The sequence below is a fragment of the Streptomyces sp. NBC_00104 genome, from assembly GCF_045160825.1.
GTDB lineage: Bacteria > Actinomycetota > Actinomycetes > Streptomycetales > Streptomycetaceae > Streptomyces.
On sequence record NZ_CP108215.1, the window covers coordinates 9,200,826 to 9,218,487 of the forward strand.

Genomic DNA, 17,662 nt, shown 5'->3' on the forward strand with positions numbered 1-17,662 from the left:
CGCACAAGTCCCAAGAGAGGGAACATCGTGACTTCCCACATGCCCAGCCGGGGCATGACCACCCGTCGCGTCCTCGTCGCCACGGTCGCCACGTCCGCCCTGCTGGGCGCCGCGACCGTACCCGCCTTCGCCTCGCCGCCCGTCAGCGCGGGTCACGCCATCGGGCACGTCGACGGCGGCGCCCGGCTCGACTACCAGAAGACCGTTGCCGTACGCGTCCTCAAGGAAGCGTTCGAGCGGGGTGACACCGAGATCGTGGACAGGTTCGTGCGGGCCGACTACATCCAGCACAACCCCCTCGCGTCCGATGGCGCCGAGGCGTTGAAGAACTTCGCTGCCGGGTTGCATCAGCAGTTCCCCGACACCGAGTACGACGTCAAGCGGGTCATCTCCGAGAACGACCTCGTCGTGGTGCACTCCAACCTCGTACTGACGCCGGGAAGCCGAGGCTCGGCCGTCGTGGACATTTTCCGGTTCCTGGACGGCAAGATCGCCGAGCATTGGGACACCCTGCAGGACGTCCCCGACGGCAGCGTCAACGGAAACGACATGTTCTCCACCGTCAGTCGGCCGCAGACCGGGCAACCTGGTCCGCGCTCGCTCACAGCCGCCAACAAGGCGCTCGTCACCAAGGCATTCGACCGGCTCATCGTCGACAAGGATCTCTCCGCGCTCGACCTGTACTGGAGCGCCGGGTACCACCAGTACAATCCCGGCATCGCGGATGGTGTGGCCGGTGCACGGGAGGGGCTCGGGGCGTTCTTCCGGGCGTTCCCGGAGCTGACCGTCTCCCGCAAGCGCGTTGTCGCCGAGGGCGATCTGGTCGCCGTCCACAGCCACTACGTGAACGCGCCCGGCGAGCGCGGGCAGTCGGTCGTGGATCTGTTCAGGGTACAGGGCGGGAAGATCGTCGAGCACTGGGACGTGCTTCAGGACGTGCCGGCCACTTCCGCCAACGACAACACGATGTTCTGAATCTGAGGGGCGTTCAACGAGAACAGAACGCCCCTTTGCGTTCCAGTAGGTTCCTCGGCTGGTGGGTGGGATCTCGCTTTCAGCACGCCGGATCACGGCCGCTGCGGCACACGGGTCGGGACGGCCCTCGGCGAGCCGCCCATCGGTCCGTCCGTGTGCCCCGGCGACCTCGCCCGGACACGCGGACGGAGCTCACCGCAGGGGCCGACGACTGAAAGCAGTCCGCCAGGTCGGTGATGCATGTCCGCAGTCGGCGGCCTGATGGGGAGTACCGGCGCCGGGCCCGCCCCGTTTGCGGCGCCTCCCATCGGCGTGCCCCTGGCCGTCGTGGAGGAGTTCGACTTCAAACGCTTGTCCGAAGCTGCCCGCGGCCCAGATCCGCGACGTGGCCGCCCTGCGCAAGGACCTCGGCGTGCTGGTCAACCGCCGCATCCGCCCACGCGAAGCCCTCGAGAACACCTCTGGCCGGGCGACTTCGGGCTCTGATCTCTCGGCGACTGGGTGGACCCCGGAGAGTCGACTCGTTTCGCCACGCCCTTGCCGGAAGAGGGAGCCGAATCCGCAGGAGGCACGTCCGTAGCGTCAGGGCTCACCTTTGCGGACGTGAGACCTGTCGGGACGCGTTCCTGAACTGGATCGGGCTCTGTCCGGCTCGGGATTGGAAGTATTTGCTGAAGTTGGTGGCACTGCTGAAGCCGAGGTGTGCGGCAATACGGACGGCGGGCTCGTCGCTGTGGGCCAGGCGGCGCTTGGCCTCCAGCATGACTCGTTCGTCGATGAACCCCTTGGCGCTGGTACCGACCGCGGATGCGGTTGCCCTCGTGAGCGTGCGCGGGGAGTAGCTCAGGTTTCTGGCGTAGTCAGCGACCTCACGGGTCTTGGCGAAGTCGCGCTCGACCGCCTCGCGGAATCGGCGGAAGGTGGCGCTGTCTTCCGTAGTGCCGGGAAGCCCACTCGGCTGGTCGGCCAGCCGGAGCACCAGCACGGACAGCAGGTGTCGCAGGACGGCGATGTGCACGTCGAGCGGACTGTCGCCGACGGCACCGAACTCGTGACAGAGGTGCTCGATGGCCAGATCGACGCCGTGGACGTCGACGGCGTCGTACTGCACCGGGCTGCCCGGCGTCTCCAAGCGCGCCGCGACCACCGTGGCCGGATCGAGGAAGTCGCTTTCGAAGAGCACGAGATGCCCCTCGACCTCGCTCAGGTCCCCCCCACCTCTGGGCTTGCCCCGGACGGACCCACAACCAGCTATCGGGGATCGCGTCGTACGCGGTGAAGTCGACCTCCTGCTTCAGCGTCCCGCTGACGGTGGTGATGAGGTGGTGGAAATCGGGGCGCTGTGGCGTGACCCCGTGTCGGCGATGCGGTCGGAGCCTGGAGAAACAGGCCGCCTCCGAGGCACTCTCCGCTCGCCAACCGGCTGTCCTGCGGACGCTCGCCGACCGCGATCGCCGCGGGCGCGCCTCAGATGCTGGCGCGAGCACTGCAACCTGCACCGCCCCAAGCGCTACAGCCACCGCCCGCGACGGGTCTTCTGCACGTCCGCGCTGGCTACACACACGGCGGCGGTGAACGGGTTGGTACGGCACTCGACGAGGCCCATCTCGTGGCCGACCGTGCCAGGTGGCGCGTGACCGTGGCAGCCACGTTCCGGAAGCGCTCCGCCGGGGAGAGAGGCGGCGGCGGTCACCCGCCTGGGGAGGCGGTTCCAGCAGTGGCCGGAACCGCCTCTGTCTCACGAGCCGGTTGAGGCCGGGACCGGGGCGAGGTGAGTTTGGAACCACGACAGCGCGGCGCCGCTGGATTCCTCGAAGTGCACCTTGTAGGCGTCGAAGTGCCCGCCGGGCAGCAGCACCAGCTCCTTCGGGGCCAGCGCCCGCTCGAAGGCGGCGAGCTGGATGTCGGCCGGGATCACCGTCTCGCCGGTCCCGACGATCATCATGAGCGGCTTGGGCGAGACCCGGGTGATCCATACGCCCGGCTCGTACAGCCGCGCGGCCCGGCTGGAGCGCGCCGTCACCGTGTTGTTCTCGCGGCCCGGCGGAACCAGGTCACGGTAGAACCGCAGCGCGTCCGGGCTGGGGTACAGGGCCGGGTCGGCCGGATCGTCGCCGATGGAGGTCTGGTACCGCAGTTCACCGCCGGCGGCCAGGGCGCGTTCGTCCTCGGCCTGGGCGAGTTCGAAGGCGGCGATGCGCTCCGGCGGAACCTTGCGCTGCCACTGCTCGAATCCGCTGATGGTGGGCACCTGCGACACCACGCACTTGATCCGCACGTCGGTCGCGCCGAGCACGATCGCATGACCGCCCGCGAAGCTCGTACCCCACACCCCGATGCGGTCCGCGTCGACCTCCGGCCGAGCCTCCAGGAAGCTGATCGCGCGGCGCCAGTCCGCGATCTGACGCCACGGGTCGACGTCGTTGCGGGGCTCGCCGTCGCTGGCGCCGAACGTGCGGTGATCGTGGACGAGCACCACGAACCCGGCGTCCGCGAACTTGCGCGCGTACGGGTCGAGGCCCATCTCGCGGTTGCCGCCGAATCCGTGCGCCATCGTGATCGCGGGGCGCGGACCCTCGGCGTCCGGCAAGTAGAGCCAGCCGCGCAGCGTCACGCCCCCGTCCGCCGTGAACTCTACGTCGATGCGTTCGGTCATGGTCATTCGCCTTCCGGGAAGTTGAAGTACTCGGCGGGGATGAGGCCGGCCGCGGTCAGGGGCGCCCCGACCTTCGCGTTGATCTGCACCACGGCGCCGAGGGGGCGGTGGTGGATGGCGATCTCCGTGATGAGCCCTTCGTCATCACGTGTGAGGATCGTGATCCCCTTCATCTCGAAGCCACCGAACGCGCTGGCCTCCCACTCCAGATACGTCCGCGGGCCGTCCTGCACCTTCCGGACGAACTCGAGCCGCTCGTACGCGGAGCTCACCGCGGCCATGAGGGCCTCGACCTGCTCCTTGCGCTCCAGGGGCTTGGCGAGGGCGCTCGCCTCCATCCGCACGTTCGGCGAGAGGGCGGCCGCGAAGGACTCCTCGGTGCGCTGCTCGAACGCACTCGTCCAGGCCTTGGCCGGGCGGCCGTCGGCGGGGTTCGACGCGATCTCCTCGACGACCGCCGTGATGACGGCGGCGACGGCTGCCGGGTTCTCGGCGTGCGCCCAGTGACCCGCGCCGGCGATCGTCTGCGAGGCGGCGCCGGGGAAGCGGGGCGCGACATACGCGGAGACGACCTCTTCCGTGACGAAGGGGTCGTTCTCCCCGCGCAGGATGGCGACGCTCCCGTGGAACTTGGTGGGCTGCTGTCCGTCCGGGTGCCCGTTGTTCCACGCCGTCGCCGTGTCGGAGATCGTCGACGGGTCGACGTGCAGCGTCACTTGGGCGAGCCGGTCATTTTCCTCGGCCGGGAACGCGGTGGCGAGAGCGCCGCGGAAGGCACGCTGCGCGTCGAGTCCGAGATCGGGTGCCTGGAAGGGGGCGATCTGCTCCGGGGGAAGGTGAGTGCCCGCCAGCGGGATCGGGTTGACCAGGACGAGCGAACGCACCTGCTCGGCCAGGCGGGCGGCGGCGAGCTCGGCGATCTGGCTTCCCATGCTGTGGCCGACGAGCACGACGGGGCCCTCCGTCGCGCGCACGACGCTCTCGAGGTCGTCGGCCCAGCGGGCGAGTGTGAACGGCCCGTGATCCGAGGCGCGCGTACCCATGCCGGCGAGCTCGAACGCGATCGAGGGGATCGACCGCTCGTCGAGGACGGTGCGGACGCTGTTCCAGATGGCGCCGTCGTCCAGGTATCCGTGGACGAGCACCGCGGTCGGAGCCTGCGTCGCTGGGCTGTTCATCTCGTGTCTCCTTTGACGATCGCTCTCTTGCGGCGACGAATCGGAGCCAGTGGCCCTCGGGATTTCTCGGTCGACGCGAGCTCTATGACGTAAGCATAGGGTCTATGCTTGCGTCAATGTCATCGCTCCGTGAGCGACAGAACGAGGACCGGGCCTTCCGGCTCCCTCCACGTTCCGGCCGGAGTGGGAGCGACCACCCGAGAATCCGAGGAGTCCACCAATGACGTCGAACGCCTTGACCTACGCCGTGCACATCGCGGACGGCATGCCGACCACCAACGCCGACGTGCCGCCCGATCAGAGGGAGCGTTCCTGGTCCCCGACCTCGAGCATCCTCATCTCGAGCGAGGGGGAGGCGCTGCTGGTGGATCCGCTCTTCACGATCGCGCAGTCAGAGGGCCTGCTGCACTGGCTCAACGAGCGTGAGGCCCCTGTGACGAGCGTGTACGTCACGCACGGCCACGGGGACCACTGGTTCGGCCTCGGAGCCGTTCTGCAGCAGTACCCCGGTGCGCGGGCCTTCGCGCTACCCGAGGTCGTCGAGGATATGGCCTACCAGTCCTCGCCCGAGGTCCTCAAGGCGGTTTGGCGCGCCTGGTTCCCCGAGCAGATCCCTGAGCAACTGGTGCTCGCCGAACCGCTGGAGGGCGAGGTCCTGACGGTGGGCGGGGCGGAGGTCCGCCCGGTCCGCCTGGGACACACGGACAGCGACAACACCACCTGCCTGCACGTTCCCGACCTGGGGCTGATCGTCGCGGGCGACGTGATCTACAACAACGTGCACCTCATGCTGGCGGCGTCGGACGCGGACGGGCGAGCCGAGTGGCTGAGGGCTCTCGACACGGTCGAGGCGCTGGCGCCGACCGCGATCGTGGCGGGACACAAGGATCCGGCCGCCGACGACGATCCCCGTCACATCGAGGAGACCCGTCGTTACATCCTTGATTTCAACAGCGGGGTGCGTCGCACCGGCAGCACCCTCGAGCTCTACGAGTACATGCTCGAGCGCCACCCGTCGCGCATCAATCCCGGTGCTCTGTGGGGCTCCTGCCGGGCCGCGAAAGGCTGAGTAGCCGGGGCTTGTATGGTCGGGCGGCCCTGCGGCGCGTTACGCGCGCGCGGCCGCCCGGCGCTGGCGCGAGGCCCGCAGGTTCACGGCGTTACCGCAGATGCGCACGTCATGCCAGGCGCCGTTGTTGGGATTCGTGCCGTCATAGAACGCAACCGAGCAGACCCGGTTACGGCACATCTTCAGACGACGCCACGTACCCGTCAGTTGGGCGTTCGTGATTTCGTTGAGCACGGCCGCGACGACCCACGCGACGTCCTTGCCGTGCGGCGCCAGCGAGAAGACGCCGTCGCCGTCGATCCGCACCTCGAGCGCGCCGCTCACCCCCTTCGGCGCGGATCGGACCGGAGCGTCGCGCACCGCACCGGACACCGTCATCTGCAGCGACGCGCGTAGCTGCTGAAGCCGCACCAGCCCCGGTTCATCGACCTCGATCGCCGGCGCCTCCGCCCCGGTACGTCGGCTCCATTCGTCCAGCGCACTGGAGAGCCATGACGTCGCGGAAGCCGGCGTCGAGAGCAGGTCCTCGAGTGCGGGCTTGCCGGCGGCACGGGTGTTCAGGACCTCCTGGACGAGGATGAGCGGTCCGGTGGCGATGCGGTCGGTGTAGCGTTCGCTCGCAAGTTCAGACATAGGCATAGCTTATTAGCTCCAGTCTTCATTGGCGAGGAGAACGGGATCACCGCCGGAAAGACCCTAACGGCGACGCCGTGTGTTCGACGCGCCGGCGAGTGCGCGGCACCGCGTGGTGACCGTAAGAGCGGGGGCGCTGCACTTCACGCTCATCGAGCCTGTCCGTGGCGCCCGCGCTGTAATTTGACATAAGCATAGAGGCTATGTCTGCGTCGCATGGTGTCGACCTCGGTGCACTGTCACCCCGCAGGCCGGCCATGTGAAATCGCTTGAGAGGTCGCGCGATGCCCGAACGCGTGGAGGAACAATGATCGACAAGACCGTCGAGGACACCGCGGCCGCCGTCTCAGGGATCCGTGACGGCGCCACCGTGATGATTGGTGGATTCGGCCGCGCGGGCCAGCCGGTGGAGCTGATAGACGCACTCATCTCCCATGGCGCACGCGACCTGACCGTCGTCAACAACAACGCAGGCAACGGCGACACGGGTCTTGCCGCGCTTCTCGCGGCGCGAAGGGTACGGAAGATCATCTGCTCGTTCCCCAGACAAAGCGACTCGTAGGTGTTCGACGGCCTCTACCGTGCGGGAGAAATCGAGCTGGAGCTCGTGCCGCAGGGGAATCTCGCCGAACGCATCCGCGCCGCGGGCGCGGGCATCGGTGCCTTCTTCTCGCCCACGGGTGTCGGCACGCAGCTCGCGGAGGGTAAGGAGGTGCGCACGATCGACGGCCGCGACTATGTGCTCGCGTACCCGATCCGAGCCGATGTCGCCTTGATCAGCGCCCTGCGGGCCGACCACTGGGGCAACCTGGTCTACCGCCGGACCGCCCGCAACTTCGGCCCGATCATGGCGGCCGCTGCGGCCACCACCATCGCCCAGGTCGACCAGATCGTGCCGCTCGGGGACATCGACCCCGAGACCGTTGTGACGCCCGGCATCTTCATCGACCACGTCGTCGCGGTGGGAGAACGCCGCTGGCTCGACGAAGGCGTGTTCGTCGGCGGCGTCGACATCGAGGGAAGTCCGCTGGCACAGGAGGAGAGCCGATGAGCACGCGCATCAGCCGCACCGACCTCGCGCGTCGCATCGCGGCCGACACCCCCGAGGGATCGGTCGTGAACCTGGGTATCGGCGCCCCCACCCTTGTGGCCAACTACCTGCCGGACGACACGGAGGTCGTCCTGCACACCGAGAACGGGATGCTCGGCATGGGGCCCGCACCCGAGCCCGGCAGCGTCGACCCCGACCTGATCAATGCCGGCAAGCAGCCAGTCACCGCGCTTGCGGGCTCGGCGTACTTCCACCACGCCGACTCCTTCGCCATGATGCGCGGCGGACACCTGGACGTGTGCGTGCTCGGTGCGTTCCAGGTGTCGGAGAACGGCGATCTCGCGAACTGGTCGACGGGCGAGCCCGGCGCGATTCCGGCCGTCGGCGGAGCGATGGATCTCGCGATCGGCGCGAAGTCGGTCTACGTGATGACCGACCTGCTCACCAAGCAGGGCACGCCGAAACTTGTCGCTGCCTGCACCTACCCGCTGACCGGAGTCGGCTGCGTGACCCGCATCTACACCGATCACGCGGTGCTCGACGTCACGCCCGACGGACTGCGCGTGCGCGAGACGTTCGGCGACAACACGGTGGACTCCCTGGCCGCCCTGACCGGCCTCGACCTCGCCGACGTCACCGACGCTGCGGCATCCCTGGAAGGTAGCTGACATGCCCGCGAGCTTCGTGTACGACGCCGTGCGCACCTCCTTCGGACGGTACGGCAAGGCCCTCGCCGACGTGCGCCCCGACGACCTCGCCGCGATCGTCATGCGCGCGACCGTCGAGCGCACGGGCCTGGATCCCGCGCGCATCGACGACGTCATCTTCGACCAGGCAGGCGAGGACAACCGCGACGTCGCACGCTTCGGCGCGCTGCTCGCCGGATTCCCCACCTCGGTCACGGGAGTCACGGTCAACCGCCTGTGCGGGTCCTCGGTCGAGGCCGTCATCCAGGCCTCGCGAGCCGTCGAGGCCGGAGACGCCGACATCGTGCTCGCGGGCGGTGTGGAGTCGATGAGCCGCGCGCCGTACGTCGTCGAGAAGAGCACCAAGCCCTTCCCCGCGGGCAACCAGACGATGTGGAACACCTCGATCGGATGGCGCATGGTCAACCCTCGCCTGCCGAAGGAATGGACGATCTCCAACGGCGAGAGTGCCGAGAAACTTGCCGGGATCCACCGGATCTCACGTGAGGAGCAGGACGCGTTCGCTGCGCGTAGTCATCGCCTGGCCGCCCGCGCATGGGCGGACGGCACCTTCGACCGTGAGATCGTCCAGGTCGACGGTCACCACCTCGCCCGCGACGAAAGCATCCGCGACGAATCCACCGTCGAGGTGCTCGCCGGCTTGCGCCCCGCGTTCGCCGCCGACGGCACGGTGACCGCCGGGAACTCCTCGCCCCTCAATGACGGTGCTTCCGCCGTGCTCGTCGCCCGCGAGGGTGTGCTCGACGGCGAACCCCTCGCCCGTATCGCCGGCCGCGCGACGTTCGCAGACCCAGGTCGCCGCCGACGCGCTGGGACTCGCCGTGCGCGCCGTCGACTTCCGGCCCGGGGATTCCCTGTACCCGCAGACCCCGCCGCACGGCGGCTCGATGACCATGGCGGGGCCGGAGAACCGGTGGCGGGGCTGCTGCGGCCGGGGAACGCGGGCTCCAACATCGCCAGTGATTACATTGAGGCTGCCGAGCTCGCGCTCGCTCAGCTGCCCAAACGCTACCGGCGCGGACGGCAGACACTCATCCGCTGTGACTCCTTCGGCGGCACCCACGAGTTCGTGGCCTGGCTCGCCCAGTGCGGGCGAAGGCTGTCGTGCTCGGTCGGCAGACCATCATCCACGCCGCCGTCATGAAAGTCCCGGCCAGCGCGTGGACGCCGGCCGTCGAGCCGGACGGCGAGATCCGAGATGGCGCCTGGGTCGCCGAACTCGACGGCGACCGCCTCAGGGCTGGCCCACAGGCATGCGGCTGATCGTCCGTAAGGAACGCTCGTACCCCGGTGCCCCCCGGACGTCACGCCACGTGTCGGAGTCGGCTGTCCCGGCCAGCAGTGCTGCAGCGCACCGAGGCCAGTCTGCGCTCCCATGCCCTGGTAGCCGGCATCCGCGAGGATCCCAGGAACGGGTCCTCGGCCAGGAGCTGGGCCAGTCCCAGCTGTCTCGCCTGGGTGATGTCGGCGCAACTGCCCGGCCTACGTAGGTACGGCACTGAACAGTTCACCGCGCTACTGAACTGACCACTGAACTGTTGCGTGCGCAACTGAACTCTTCAGTGCCGTTCAACACCGCCCTTGTCCTTCTCCCGGTTGCCCGGCAGGAACTCCTGCACCTTCGCCTTGAATCCCTGCTTGACCATGGACCCCCGGTCGGCGTCGCCCTTGAGGATCGAGGCGGCCGTGGACTCCATCTGCTCCCAGGTGGCGTGCGGCGGGATCGGCGGCACGGCCGGATCGGTGAGGAACTCGACGACCGCCGGACCGTCCGCCGCGAGGGCCGCGCGCCAGCCCGCCTCGACGTCCTCGGGCTTCTCCACCCGGATGCCGGTCAGCCCCAGGGAGCGCGCGAAGGCGGCGTACTGGACGTCCGGCAGCTCCTGCGAGGGCAGGAAGGACGGCTCCCCGCCCATCGCCCGCAGCTCCCACGTCACCTGGTTCAGGTCGTGGTTGTTCCAGACGGCCACCACCAGCCGCGGATCCTCCCAGCGGTCCTTGTACTTGGCCGCCGTGATCAGCTCCGCCATGCCGTTCATCTGCATCGCGCCGTCCCCGACCAGGGCGATCGCCGGACGGTCCGGGTGCGCGAACTTCGCGCCGATCGCGTACGGCACCCCGCAGCCCATCGTCGCCAGCGTGCCCGACAGGGACCCGCGCATGCCGTCCCGCATGGTGATGTGCCGGGCGTACCAGTTCGCCGCCGAACCGGAGTCCGAGCAGATGATCGCGTCGCCCGGCAGCAGGGGATCGAGGGCGTGGGCCACGAGTTCCGGGTTGATCGGGTCGGCCGACAGCTCCGCCCGCCGGGCCGTCACCTCGCGCCAGCGCGCCACGCCCGCGCACACCTCGTCGAACCACTCCCGGCCCCGCTCCGGATCGATCAGCGGGATCAGCCGTTCCAGCGTCGCCTTCGCGTCCCCGACCAGGTTCACCTCGTACGGGTAGCGCATCCCGACCATGTGCGGGTCGATGTCGATCTGCACGGCCCGCGCCTTGCCGAAGTCCGGCAGGAACTGCGAGTACGGGAAGGACGAGCCGATGGTCAGCAGGGTGTCGCAGTCGCGCATCAGCTCATACGAGGGGCGGGTGCCGAGCAGGCCGATCGAGCCGGTGACGTAGGGGAGTTCGTCGCTCAGCGCGTCCTTGCCGAGGAGCGCCTTGGCGACGCCCGCGCCGAGCAGCTCGGCGATCCGCGCCACCTCGGCGCGGGCCCCGGCGGCGCCCTGCCCGATGAGGATCGCGACCTTGTCCCCGGCGTTCAGGATCTCGGCGGCCCGCTCGACCGACTCCGTCGACGGCACCGCCGTCCAGGCGCCGCCGCCCAGGCTGGAGGGGACCATCTTGAACTCGTGGGTCGGCGCCGAGTACTCCAGTTCCTGCACGTCGCCCGGGATGATGACGGCCGTCGGCGCCCGGCGCGCGTACGCGGTGCGGATCGCCCGGTCGAGGACGTTCGGCAGCTGCTCGGGCACGGTCACCGTCTCGACGAAGTCCGAGGCCACGTCCTTGAACAGGGTGTGCAGGTCGACCTCCTGCTGGTAGGAGCCGCCCATCGCACTGCGGTGCGTCTGGCCGACGATCGCGAGCACCGGCACATGGTCCAGCTTGGCGTCGTACAGGCCGTTGAGCAGGTGGATCGCTCCGGGACCCGAGGTCGCCGCGCACACTCCGAGCCGACCCGAGAACTTGGCGTAACCGACCGCCTGGAACGCGGACATCTCCTCGTGCCGCGCCTGGATGAACCGGGGCCGGTCCTCGGCGCGTCCCCACGCCGCGAGGAGGCCGTTGATGCCGTCGCCGGGATAGCCGAATACCTGTTCGACCTCCCATGCGCGCAGCCTCCGCAAGATGTGATCGGCGACCGTGGTGCTCATACTGGACCTCCCGGGGTGTGATCTCCCGCCCGAGTCACCCGCCGGGGAAAGGGAAAACCTGCATGTGTTTGCCGCGCATGATCCGGGGCAAGCGCAAAGCAGTGCTTCGGACAGGAGGCACGTCCGTGGAAGAGGCGATGTTTCCATCACGGGTGTGCCGTCCGCTGTGCACATCCACGCCCCCACGGTGACCGTCCATCCCAGAGCACCATTCAGGGAGTTGCGACGCACCATGCGTACTCAGGCAAACGCGAAGCACCACCCGCACGACGACGCCCCCGACACCGCGGAGGCGTTCCGGAAGCTGGCCTCGCTTCCCCCCGGCCAGCAGCGGGACACTCTGCGTGAACAGATCATCGAGGCGTGGCTTCCCATGGCCGAACGGCTCGCGGGACGGTTCCGCAGCCGCGGCGAGAGCTACGAGGACCTCCGCCAGGTCGCGTCGCTCGGTCTGGTCAAGGCCGTCGACCGCTACGACCCCGAGCTCGGGAACGCCTTCGAGAGCTATGCCGTACCCACCGTCACCGGTGAGATCAAGCGGCACTTCCGGGACCACATGTGGACCCTGCATGTGCCGCGCCGGGTCCAGGACCTGCGCAATCGCGTGCGGTTCGCCAGCCAGGACCTGTCCCAGACGATCTCCGGGCGGCGGCCCACCGTCGCGGAGATCGCGGCACACGCGAACATGAGCGAGGAGGACGTCCAGGTCGGGCTCGAAGCCCTGGAGAGTTTCACGGCGCTGTCGCTGGACGCGGAGCTGCCGGGGAGCGAGGACGGCTACTCGCTGAGCGACGCGTTGGGATCCCCCGATCCCGCGCTGGACACGGTGGTGGACCGGGAGGCCGTGAAGCCTCGGCTGGCCGCGCTGCCGGAGCGGGAGCGGGCGATCCTGTACATGCGGTTCTTCGGGGACATGACGCAGAGCCGGATCGCGGAGCAGTTGGGGATCTCCCAGATGCATGTGTCGCGGCTGATCAGCCGGTGCTGCGACCGGCTGCGTGATCAGGTGATGCGGGATGCCGTATAACGCCGTCGGGGCGCGGGGCGCGGGGCGCGGGGCGCGGGGCGCGGGGCGCGGGGCGCGGGGCGCGGGGCGCGGGGCGCGGGGCGCGGGCTCGTCCCGCCCACGCGGCCCGGCCGCCGACCGCACGTGAACACAGTCCCGCGCCCCTAGGCAGGGCTTCTCATGGCCAGTGCGACATGGCGGGACAGCGTGTCCATCGCCTGGGCCTCGGCCATCGAGAAGGCCAGGCGGGCTCCTGAGCGGAAGAGGGTCAGGACGCCCTTGACGTGGCCGTCCGGGGCCGGCAGGGGCACGGTCAGCAGGGAGGTCACGTCCGCTCGCACGAGGACGGGGGCGCCGGAGCTGTCGTGGCCGAAGGCGTCGGGGTCGGCGGGGCGGATCTGGAGGGCGGGGGAGCCGCCTCGGGCGGCGTCGACGACGAGGGGGCAGGTGGCCGGGTCCTGGGCCGCCAGGAGCTTCGCTTCTCCCTCGGAGGGAGCCAGCACCGTCGTACGCGTGAGGGTGGGGCCCGCCGTGTCGGCCACCACCCAGTCGGCGAAGCGGCCGTGCAGGACGTGGGCCGCCCGGTCGAGGGCCGTGCCGGCGGGGGCGGTGAGCAGGGCCGTGGTCATGGCGTCGACGAGATCCATGAGGGCCACGTGCCGGGTGGTCTCGGTGAGGTCGGGCAGCGGGCGGAGGGGCTCGACGGTGGGCATCCGGTGCCCGGCGGGTTGCAGGGTGACCAGGACGGTGGTGCGCGGCTCGCTGCCGGGGCGCAGCGCGGTGAGCGTGGCCCGTACCGCCAGTGCGGGGCGCTGCTGGAGGTGGACGTCGATGCTGCGGTCGCCCTCGCCACGGCCCACGGCGGCCACCTGGGAACGGAACGCGCCCCGGTCGGCGTGGGCGAGGAACCCGCTGAGCGGACGGCCCGTCGCATAGCCGGACCGTACGCCGGTGAAGGCGGTCGCGGCCCGGTTGAGACGACGCACCACCGTCTCGCGGTCCACCAACAGGACGGGCAGCGGCAGGCTTTGGAAGACGGTCTTCAGCAACTGGTGCTCCTGCGCGGCGGACGACGAGACGCCGACCGGGCCCGATGTGCTGAGCCGCTCGTACCAGGGCCACAACTGGTTCGCGACATGGTCCAGTTCGAAGATCGCCGCGTCCAGGACCGTCGGGAGATCGCCGGTCGGCACCGAGCGGGCCGTCTTGAGCTCCGCGACACGGCGCACGAAATCCGCGAGTTCTTCACCGAATTCGTCCGTCTGCGTCATGCGACGAACGTAGCGCCTGGCAGGCGTCGAAGGGACGGCCGGATCGAAAGCGGGAACCTCGTTTTCCGTGCAGGTGAGCGGGAAGGCGACCGGAAGAGGGAGGCGCGCATCATGCCGGAAAGCGAACAACTCGGCCGCGTGGGCCGGGAGTCGGCGGAATCCGCACATCCGGGCAGGAGGCTCTCCGAACTCGTCGAACAGGCCGTCCGTTGCACCAGCGACTGCTGCGGCGCCAGCGGCATGGTCTCCGACGCAGGCACCGAGCGGCCCGCCGCCGTCACCCACCCCGACCTCGCCGGACTCGTCGCGGTCCAGCTGCGCTCGGGCGACGGTCCGATCCCGGCCGCGCTGGATCGCGGGAAACCCGTCGACTCCGCCGATCTGCTGCACGAGGAACGCTGGCCGGAGTACCGGGCCGTGGCCCTCGACGCGGGCGTACGCTCCAGCGTCACGCTCCCCTTCAGGCGCTCCAGCCTCACCGTGACCCTCAGCCTCTACAGCTTCCGCCCCCACGCGCTGGAGGACGCCCCGCACGGCCCCGCCCGCGCCCTCGGCGCCCTCGCCGCGACCTGCATCGTCCGCGACCGCTCCTACCGGGCCGCCCTCACCGAACTCGACCAACTCGGCGCCGCCCTGCGCTCCCGCCCCGTCGTCGACCAGGCCTGCGGCATGGTCATGCACGTCCTCGACTGCGACGCCGACGCCGCGTTCACCGTCCTGCGTCGCATCTCCCAGGGCACCAACCGCAAACTGTCGGACGTCGCGTCCGCGGTCGTGGAGAAGAGGGGCAGGGGTCTGGAGAGGGAACTGGTCTCCCTTTCCGGCTGAAGCACCCCGAAGGCGCGCGGGGAACCTCGCGACCGGCCACGACAGATCCGCAGCCCGCAACGGACCGGGACTCCCGAGCCCGCAACGGACCGGCGCTCCCACGGCGCTCGACCGGCACCTGCACGGTGCTCCCACGGCACCCGCACGGCGCCTGCACGGTGCTCCCACGGCGCTTGACCGGCACCTGCACGGTGCTCCCACGGCACCCGCACGGTGCTCCCACGGCGCTTGACCGGCACCTGCACGGTGCTCCCACGGCACCCGCACGGCGCCTGCACGGTGCTCCCACGGCGCTTGACCGGCACCTGCACGGTGCTCCCACGGCACCCGCACGGCGCCTGCACGGTGCTCCCACGGCGCTTGACCGGCACCTGCACGGTGCTCCCACGGCGCTCGACCGGCACCCGCACGGCACCCGCACGGCACTCGACCGGCTCACCCTCACGGCGCTCATCGGCTCACTCCGCGGAGCGGAACGGCTCACCCTGCGGAGCGGAACGGCTCACCGCGCGGAGCGCACCGTCACCCGGTCGGCTGCCCGCGTCCCGCGAATGGTGCCCGGCGGCGCGCGCCCTGCCCGGCTCGGCGCTCTGATGGACGCGGGGCACGGCGGTCGTGCCCCGTCCGCCGGAGTCGGCCGAAGGAGCCCCGCCCATGCGCCGCAGAGCCCGTGTCCTGTCCGCCACCGCCCTGATCGGTGCCGTCCTGGGCACCGCCGCCCCGCCCGCGTACGCCGAACCGACGGCCGAGGTGAGCCCGTACTCCGTCGAACCGGGCGGCACGCTCACCTTCTCCGTCGCCTGCGACCCCACCGGCGGCCCCGCCCCCGAGACCATCGACGCCAGCTCCCAGGCCTTCGAAGAGGGCACCGTCACGCTGCAACGCCTCCCCGGCGACGACGACTCCGCCGGCGGCCCCTCGTACCAGGGCACCGCCAAGATCGCGCCCGCCGCGGACCTCGAGACCAGCGCCGACGCGGCGGACTCCACCAGCGAGTGGGGCGTCGACGGCCTGTGCCCGGCGGCCCCCGGCGGCGAGGGCACACAGTGGAGCGCCGCCTTCGACGTCTCCCTCGGCGGCGACCAGCCCCACCCCACGCACCAGCCGACCCAACAGCCGACCCAGCAGCCGACGCATCAACCGCCCCACCAGCCCACACACCTGCCCTCCCACCACACCACCCAACCCACCGCTCCGGTGCAGCGCGGCGTCCACGCGGGCGACGGCGGTGCCTTCACCGACTCCGTGCCGGCCATGGTCGCCGGTGGCCTCCTCATCGCGGGGGCGCTCGGCGCGGCCGTGCACCGGCTGCGCCGCCGGGACCGGTGGACGCCATGACCGCGCGGGCGGTCCCGCCGGAGTCGCGAACACCCCTCGGACATCTCGCCGCCGCGTCGGCGCGGCGCATGTCGCCGCTGTGACCGGCGCAACTCGCGGCAGTGCCCTTGGGGCGCGCGAGCCTGGGTACTGACAGGCCGAGGACGCGCACGACGCCTGGCGTGGCACGACGGCGCACACTCGCGGCACGACGGAGCACCATCGACCTCCCGGAGCGATCCCGGAGCGCGAAGCGCCGAACAACGCACCACGACTGCGCGGAGGCACCCATGCGGCGGACGGATCCCGAAGGGCACGGTCCGGTCCGCTACGGCCCACCCCTTCCCGCCCAGGGCCTGCCCGTCCTGCCCGAACTGGCCGCCGTGCTCTCCGCCGCCGCGGGCCACCCCGACCCCGTACCGCTCGGCGGCGATCCCGCCCTCCTGGACGCCGCCTGCGGCTACTGGGACCGGCGCGGACTGCCCACCGCACGGGACAGGGCCGTCGCGGCCCCCGGCGCCCCCGCCCTGCTCCTCGCGCTGACCGCGGCGATCGGCGGCGACGTCCTGCTCCCCCGGCCGTGCGCCGCCTGGTGGGAGCCCCAGGCACGGGCGTTGGGCAGAACCGTCTTCCATGTGGCCACGCCCGCCGAGTGCGGGGGTGTGCCGGATCCGTACGCGCTGCTGGAGACCGTGCGCAGGATGCGGGCCGAGGGCGGCGACCCCCGGATGCTCGTGCTGTGCGTCGCGGACGACCCGACCGCCACCGTGGCCCCGCCCGAACTGGTGCACGAGGCCATGGAGGCGGCCCTGGGGGAGGGGCTGCACCTGGTCAGCGACGAGACCTGGCGCGACACCGTGCACGACCCGCATGACACCGTGCTGCTCAGCCCCGCCGAGATGCTGCCCGACCGGGTCACCGTCGTCACCGACCTCGCCGGTGCCTTCCTGCCGCCGGGCTGGCCGGCCGCCGTCGCCCGGTTCCCGGCCGGCGGGGACGGCACGGGACTGCGCGACCGGGTCCTCGACGTGCTCACCGCGCTGGGCGCCCGGGTCGCCACCCCGGTCGCCGCGGCCGCCGCCCACGCCCTCGACGAGCCCGCCCCCGTCACCGAACGGCTCGCCACCTCCGTACGCCTGCACGCGCGGCTCGCCGCCGCCGCGCACCGTGCCGTCGTGGGCGCCGGGGCGCTCGCCCTGCCGCCGCGCGCCGGACGGCACCTGTACGCGGACCTCGCCCCGCTGCGCTCGTCCCTCGCCGCATACGGCGTCGGTGACGCCCAGGAGGCGGAGGACTTCCTCACCGCCCGGCTCGGGATGCCCGCGCCCGGCGGCCACCGGTTCGGCGACGACCTCGGGGAACTGCGCGTTCGGCTGTCCACCGACACGTTCCTCGGCACCACCGACGCGGAGCGCGCCCAGGCCCTCGCCGCGCCGGACCCGCTGGAACTTCCGCATATGGAACGCGCGTTGGCGGCTTTCGCGGCGGCTTTCGAGGACCTTCGATGACGAGGCACCTCCGGGCCGAGGGGCCCGGCCGGCCTCCGCCTCTCGGCGACGACGACCCCTAGCGTTCCTCAGCGGCCTCAGCGGCC

At 70.8% G+C, this 17,662-nt stretch carries 13 protein-coding genes and 4 pseudogenes; 10 read left to right on the forward strand and 7 right to left on the reverse strand.

Features of this window, described 5'->3' with window-relative positions:
• Window positions 1-27: 27 nt before the first annotated feature.
• Window positions 28-975, forward strand: coding sequence for an ester cyclase (locus tag OG272_RS40290; RefSeq protein ID WP_405895683.1), 948 nt, complete (start codon window positions 28-30; stop codon window positions 973-975).
• A gap of 589 nt (window positions 976-1,564) precedes the next feature.
• Here OG272_RS40290 and OG272_RS40295 read toward each other — a convergent pair.
• The 3 genes from OG272_RS40295 to OG272_RS40305 all read right to left on the reverse strand — a co-directional run bounded on the left by OG272_RS40295 (window position 1,565) and on the right by OG272_RS40305 (window position 4,809).
• Complete coding sequence (locus OG272_RS40295; protein ID WP_327726960.1) at window positions 1,565-2,158, reverse strand: AraC family transcriptional regulator; 594 nt, start codon at window positions 2,156-2,158, stop codon at window positions 1,565-1,567.
• 555 nt (window positions 2,159-2,713) lie between these two features.
• Window positions 2,714-3,631 carry an alpha/beta hydrolase gene (locus OG272_RS40300; protein WP_327726959.1) on the reverse strand — a complete coding sequence of 306 codons (918 nt, stop codon included), beginning with the start codon at window positions 3,629-3,631 and terminating at the stop codon, window positions 2,714-2,716.
• A gap of 2 nt (window positions 3,632-3,633) precedes the next feature.
• Complete coding sequence (locus tag OG272_RS40305; protein ID WP_327726958.1) at window positions 3,634-4,809, reverse strand: alpha/beta hydrolase; 1,176 nt, start codon at window positions 4,807-4,809, stop codon at window positions 3,634-3,636.
• A 220-nt stretch (window positions 4,810-5,029) separates the two neighbouring features.
• On the opposite strand from OG272_RS40305, the gene OG272_RS40310 reads away from it, so the two are divergent.
• A complete protein-coding gene (locus OG272_RS40310) occupies window positions 5,030-5,878 on the forward strand; it encodes an MBL fold metallo-hydrolase (protein ID WP_405895684.1) in 849 nt (282 codons plus the stop codon).
• Window positions 5,879-5,917: 39 nt separating this feature from the next.
• Here OG272_RS40310 and OG272_RS40315 read toward each other — a convergent pair whose 3' ends face one another.
• Entirely contained in the window at window positions 5,918-6,511 is a 594-nt protein-coding gene (locus OG272_RS40315; RefSeq protein WP_327726956.1) for a CGNR zinc finger domain-containing protein, read from the reverse strand.
• A 307-nt stretch (window positions 6,512-6,818) separates the two neighbouring features.
• Here OG272_RS40315 and OG272_RS40320 point away from each other — a divergent pair.
• From OG272_RS40320 to OG272_RS40335, 4 genes and pseudogenes are all read left to right on the forward strand, one after another.
• Window positions 6,819-7,562: pseudogene (locus OG272_RS40320) on the forward strand (3-oxoacid CoA-transferase subunit A).
• Complete coding sequence (locus tag OG272_RS40325) at window positions 7,559-8,230, forward strand: 3-oxoacid CoA-transferase subunit B (protein WP_405895685.1); 672 nt, start codon at window positions 7,559-7,561, stop codon at window positions 8,228-8,230. The pseudogene OG272_RS40320 and the gene OG272_RS40325 overlap by 4 nt, the downstream one beginning before the upstream one ends.
• Window position 8,231: 1 nt before the next feature.
• Window positions 8,232-9,032 (forward strand): annotated as a pseudogene (locus OG272_RS40330) (thiolase family protein); the annotation flags it as partial.
• A gap of 126 nt (window positions 9,033-9,158) precedes the next feature.
• Window positions 9,159-9,564, forward strand: a pseudogene (locus tag OG272_RS40335) (transposase); the annotation flags it as partial.
• A 264-nt stretch (window positions 9,565-9,828) separates the two neighbouring features.
• Here OG272_RS40335 and OG272_RS40340 read toward each other — a convergent pair.
• A complete protein-coding gene (locus OG272_RS40340; RefSeq protein ID WP_327726954.1) occupies window positions 9,829-11,646 on the reverse strand; it encodes a thiamine pyrophosphate-requiring protein in 1,818 nt (605 codons plus the stop codon).
• A 232-nt stretch (window positions 11,647-11,878) separates the two neighbouring features.
• On the opposite strand from OG272_RS40340, the gene OG272_RS40345 reads away from it, so the two are divergent.
• Window positions 11,879-12,673: an RNA polymerase sigma factor SigF gene (locus tag OG272_RS40345; RefSeq protein WP_326574804.1), complete on the forward strand. Its 795-nt coding sequence runs from the start codon at window positions 11,879-11,881 to the stop codon at window positions 12,671-12,673.
• 143 nt (window positions 12,674-12,816) lie between these two features.
• Here OG272_RS40345 and OG272_RS40350 read toward each other — a convergent pair whose 3' ends face one another.
• Window positions 12,817-13,923, reverse strand: coding sequence for a PAS domain-containing protein (locus tag OG272_RS40350; RefSeq protein ID WP_405895686.1), 1,107 nt, complete (start codon window positions 13,921-13,923; stop codon window positions 12,817-12,819).
• 111 nt (window positions 13,924-14,034) lie between these two features.
• On the opposite strand from OG272_RS40350, the gene OG272_RS40355 reads away from it, so the two are divergent.
• Window positions 14,035-14,751 carry a GAF and ANTAR domain-containing protein gene (locus tag OG272_RS40355; RefSeq protein WP_326574800.1) on the forward strand — a complete coding sequence of 239 codons (717 nt, stop codon included), beginning with the start codon at window positions 14,035-14,037 and terminating at the stop codon, window positions 14,749-14,751.
• A 179-nt stretch (window positions 14,752-14,930) separates the two neighbouring features.
• Here OG272_RS40355 and OG272_RS40360 read toward each other — a convergent pair.
• Window positions 14,931-15,185, reverse strand: a pseudogene (locus OG272_RS40360) (hypothetical protein); the annotation flags it as partial.
• Window positions 15,186-15,405: 220 nt separating this feature from the next.
• Here OG272_RS40360 and OG272_RS40365 point away from each other — a divergent pair.
• The gene (locus OG272_RS40365; protein WP_405895687.1) at window positions 15,406-16,089 is read left to right on the forward strand and encodes a hypothetical protein; all 684 of its coding nucleotides are present in this window, start codon (window positions 15,406-15,408) and stop codon (window positions 16,087-16,089) included.
• Between the two features lie 269 nt (window positions 16,090-16,358).
• Window positions 16,359-17,576 carry an aminotransferase class I/II-fold pyridoxal phosphate-dependent enzyme gene (locus tag OG272_RS40370; RefSeq protein ID WP_328224356.1) on the forward strand — a complete coding sequence of 406 codons (1,218 nt, stop codon included), beginning with the start codon at window positions 16,359-16,361 and terminating at the stop codon, window positions 17,574-17,576.
• Window positions 17,577-17,662 lie beyond the last annotated feature (86 nt).

What these genes read in the sequence shown, in the direction of transcription:
- OG272_RS40365 (WP_405895687.1), top strand. Translation starts at nt 15,406, where the DNA reads ATGCGCCGCAGAGCCCGTGTCCTGTCCGCCACCGCCCTGATCGGTGCC.
- OG272_RS40325 (WP_405895685.1), top strand. Translation starts at nt 7,559, where the DNA reads ATGAGCACGCGCATCAGCCGCACCGACCTCGCGCGTCGCATCGCGGCC.
- OG272_RS40355 (WP_326574800.1), top strand. Translation starts at nt 14,035, where the DNA reads ATGCCGGAAAGCGAACAACTCGGCCGCGTGGGCCGGGAGTCGGCGGAA.
- OG272_RS40345 (WP_326574804.1), top strand. Translation starts at nt 11,879, where the DNA reads ATGCGTACTCAGGCAAACGCGAAGCACCACCCGCACGACGACGCCCCC.
- OG272_RS40370 (WP_328224356.1), top strand. Translation starts at nt 16,359, where the DNA reads ATGCGGCGGACGGATCCCGAAGGGCACGGTCCGGTCCGCTACGGCCCA.
- OG272_RS40350 (WP_405895686.1), bottom strand. Translation starts at nt 13,923, where the DNA reads ATGACGCAGACGGACGAATTCGGTGAAGAACTCGCGGATTTCGTGCGC.
- OG272_RS40315 (WP_327726956.1), bottom strand. Translation starts at nt 6,511, where the DNA reads ATGTCTGAACTTGCGAGCGAACGCTACACCGACCGCATCGCCACCGGA.
- OG272_RS40305 (WP_327726958.1), bottom strand. Translation starts at nt 4,809, where the DNA reads ATGAACAGCCCAGCGACGCAGGCTCCGACCGCGGTGCTCGTCCACGGA.
- OG272_RS40300 (WP_327726959.1), bottom strand. Translation starts at nt 3,631, where the DNA reads ATGACCGAACGCATCGACGTAGAGTTCACGGCGGACGGGGGCGTGACG.
- OG272_RS40310 (WP_405895684.1), top strand. Translation starts at nt 5,030, where the DNA reads ATGACGTCGAACGCCTTGACCTACGCCGTGCACATCGCGGACGGCATG.
- OG272_RS40340 (WP_327726954.1), bottom strand. Translation starts at nt 11,646, where the DNA reads ATGAGCACCACGGTCGCCGATCACATCTTGCGGAGGCTGCGCGCATGG.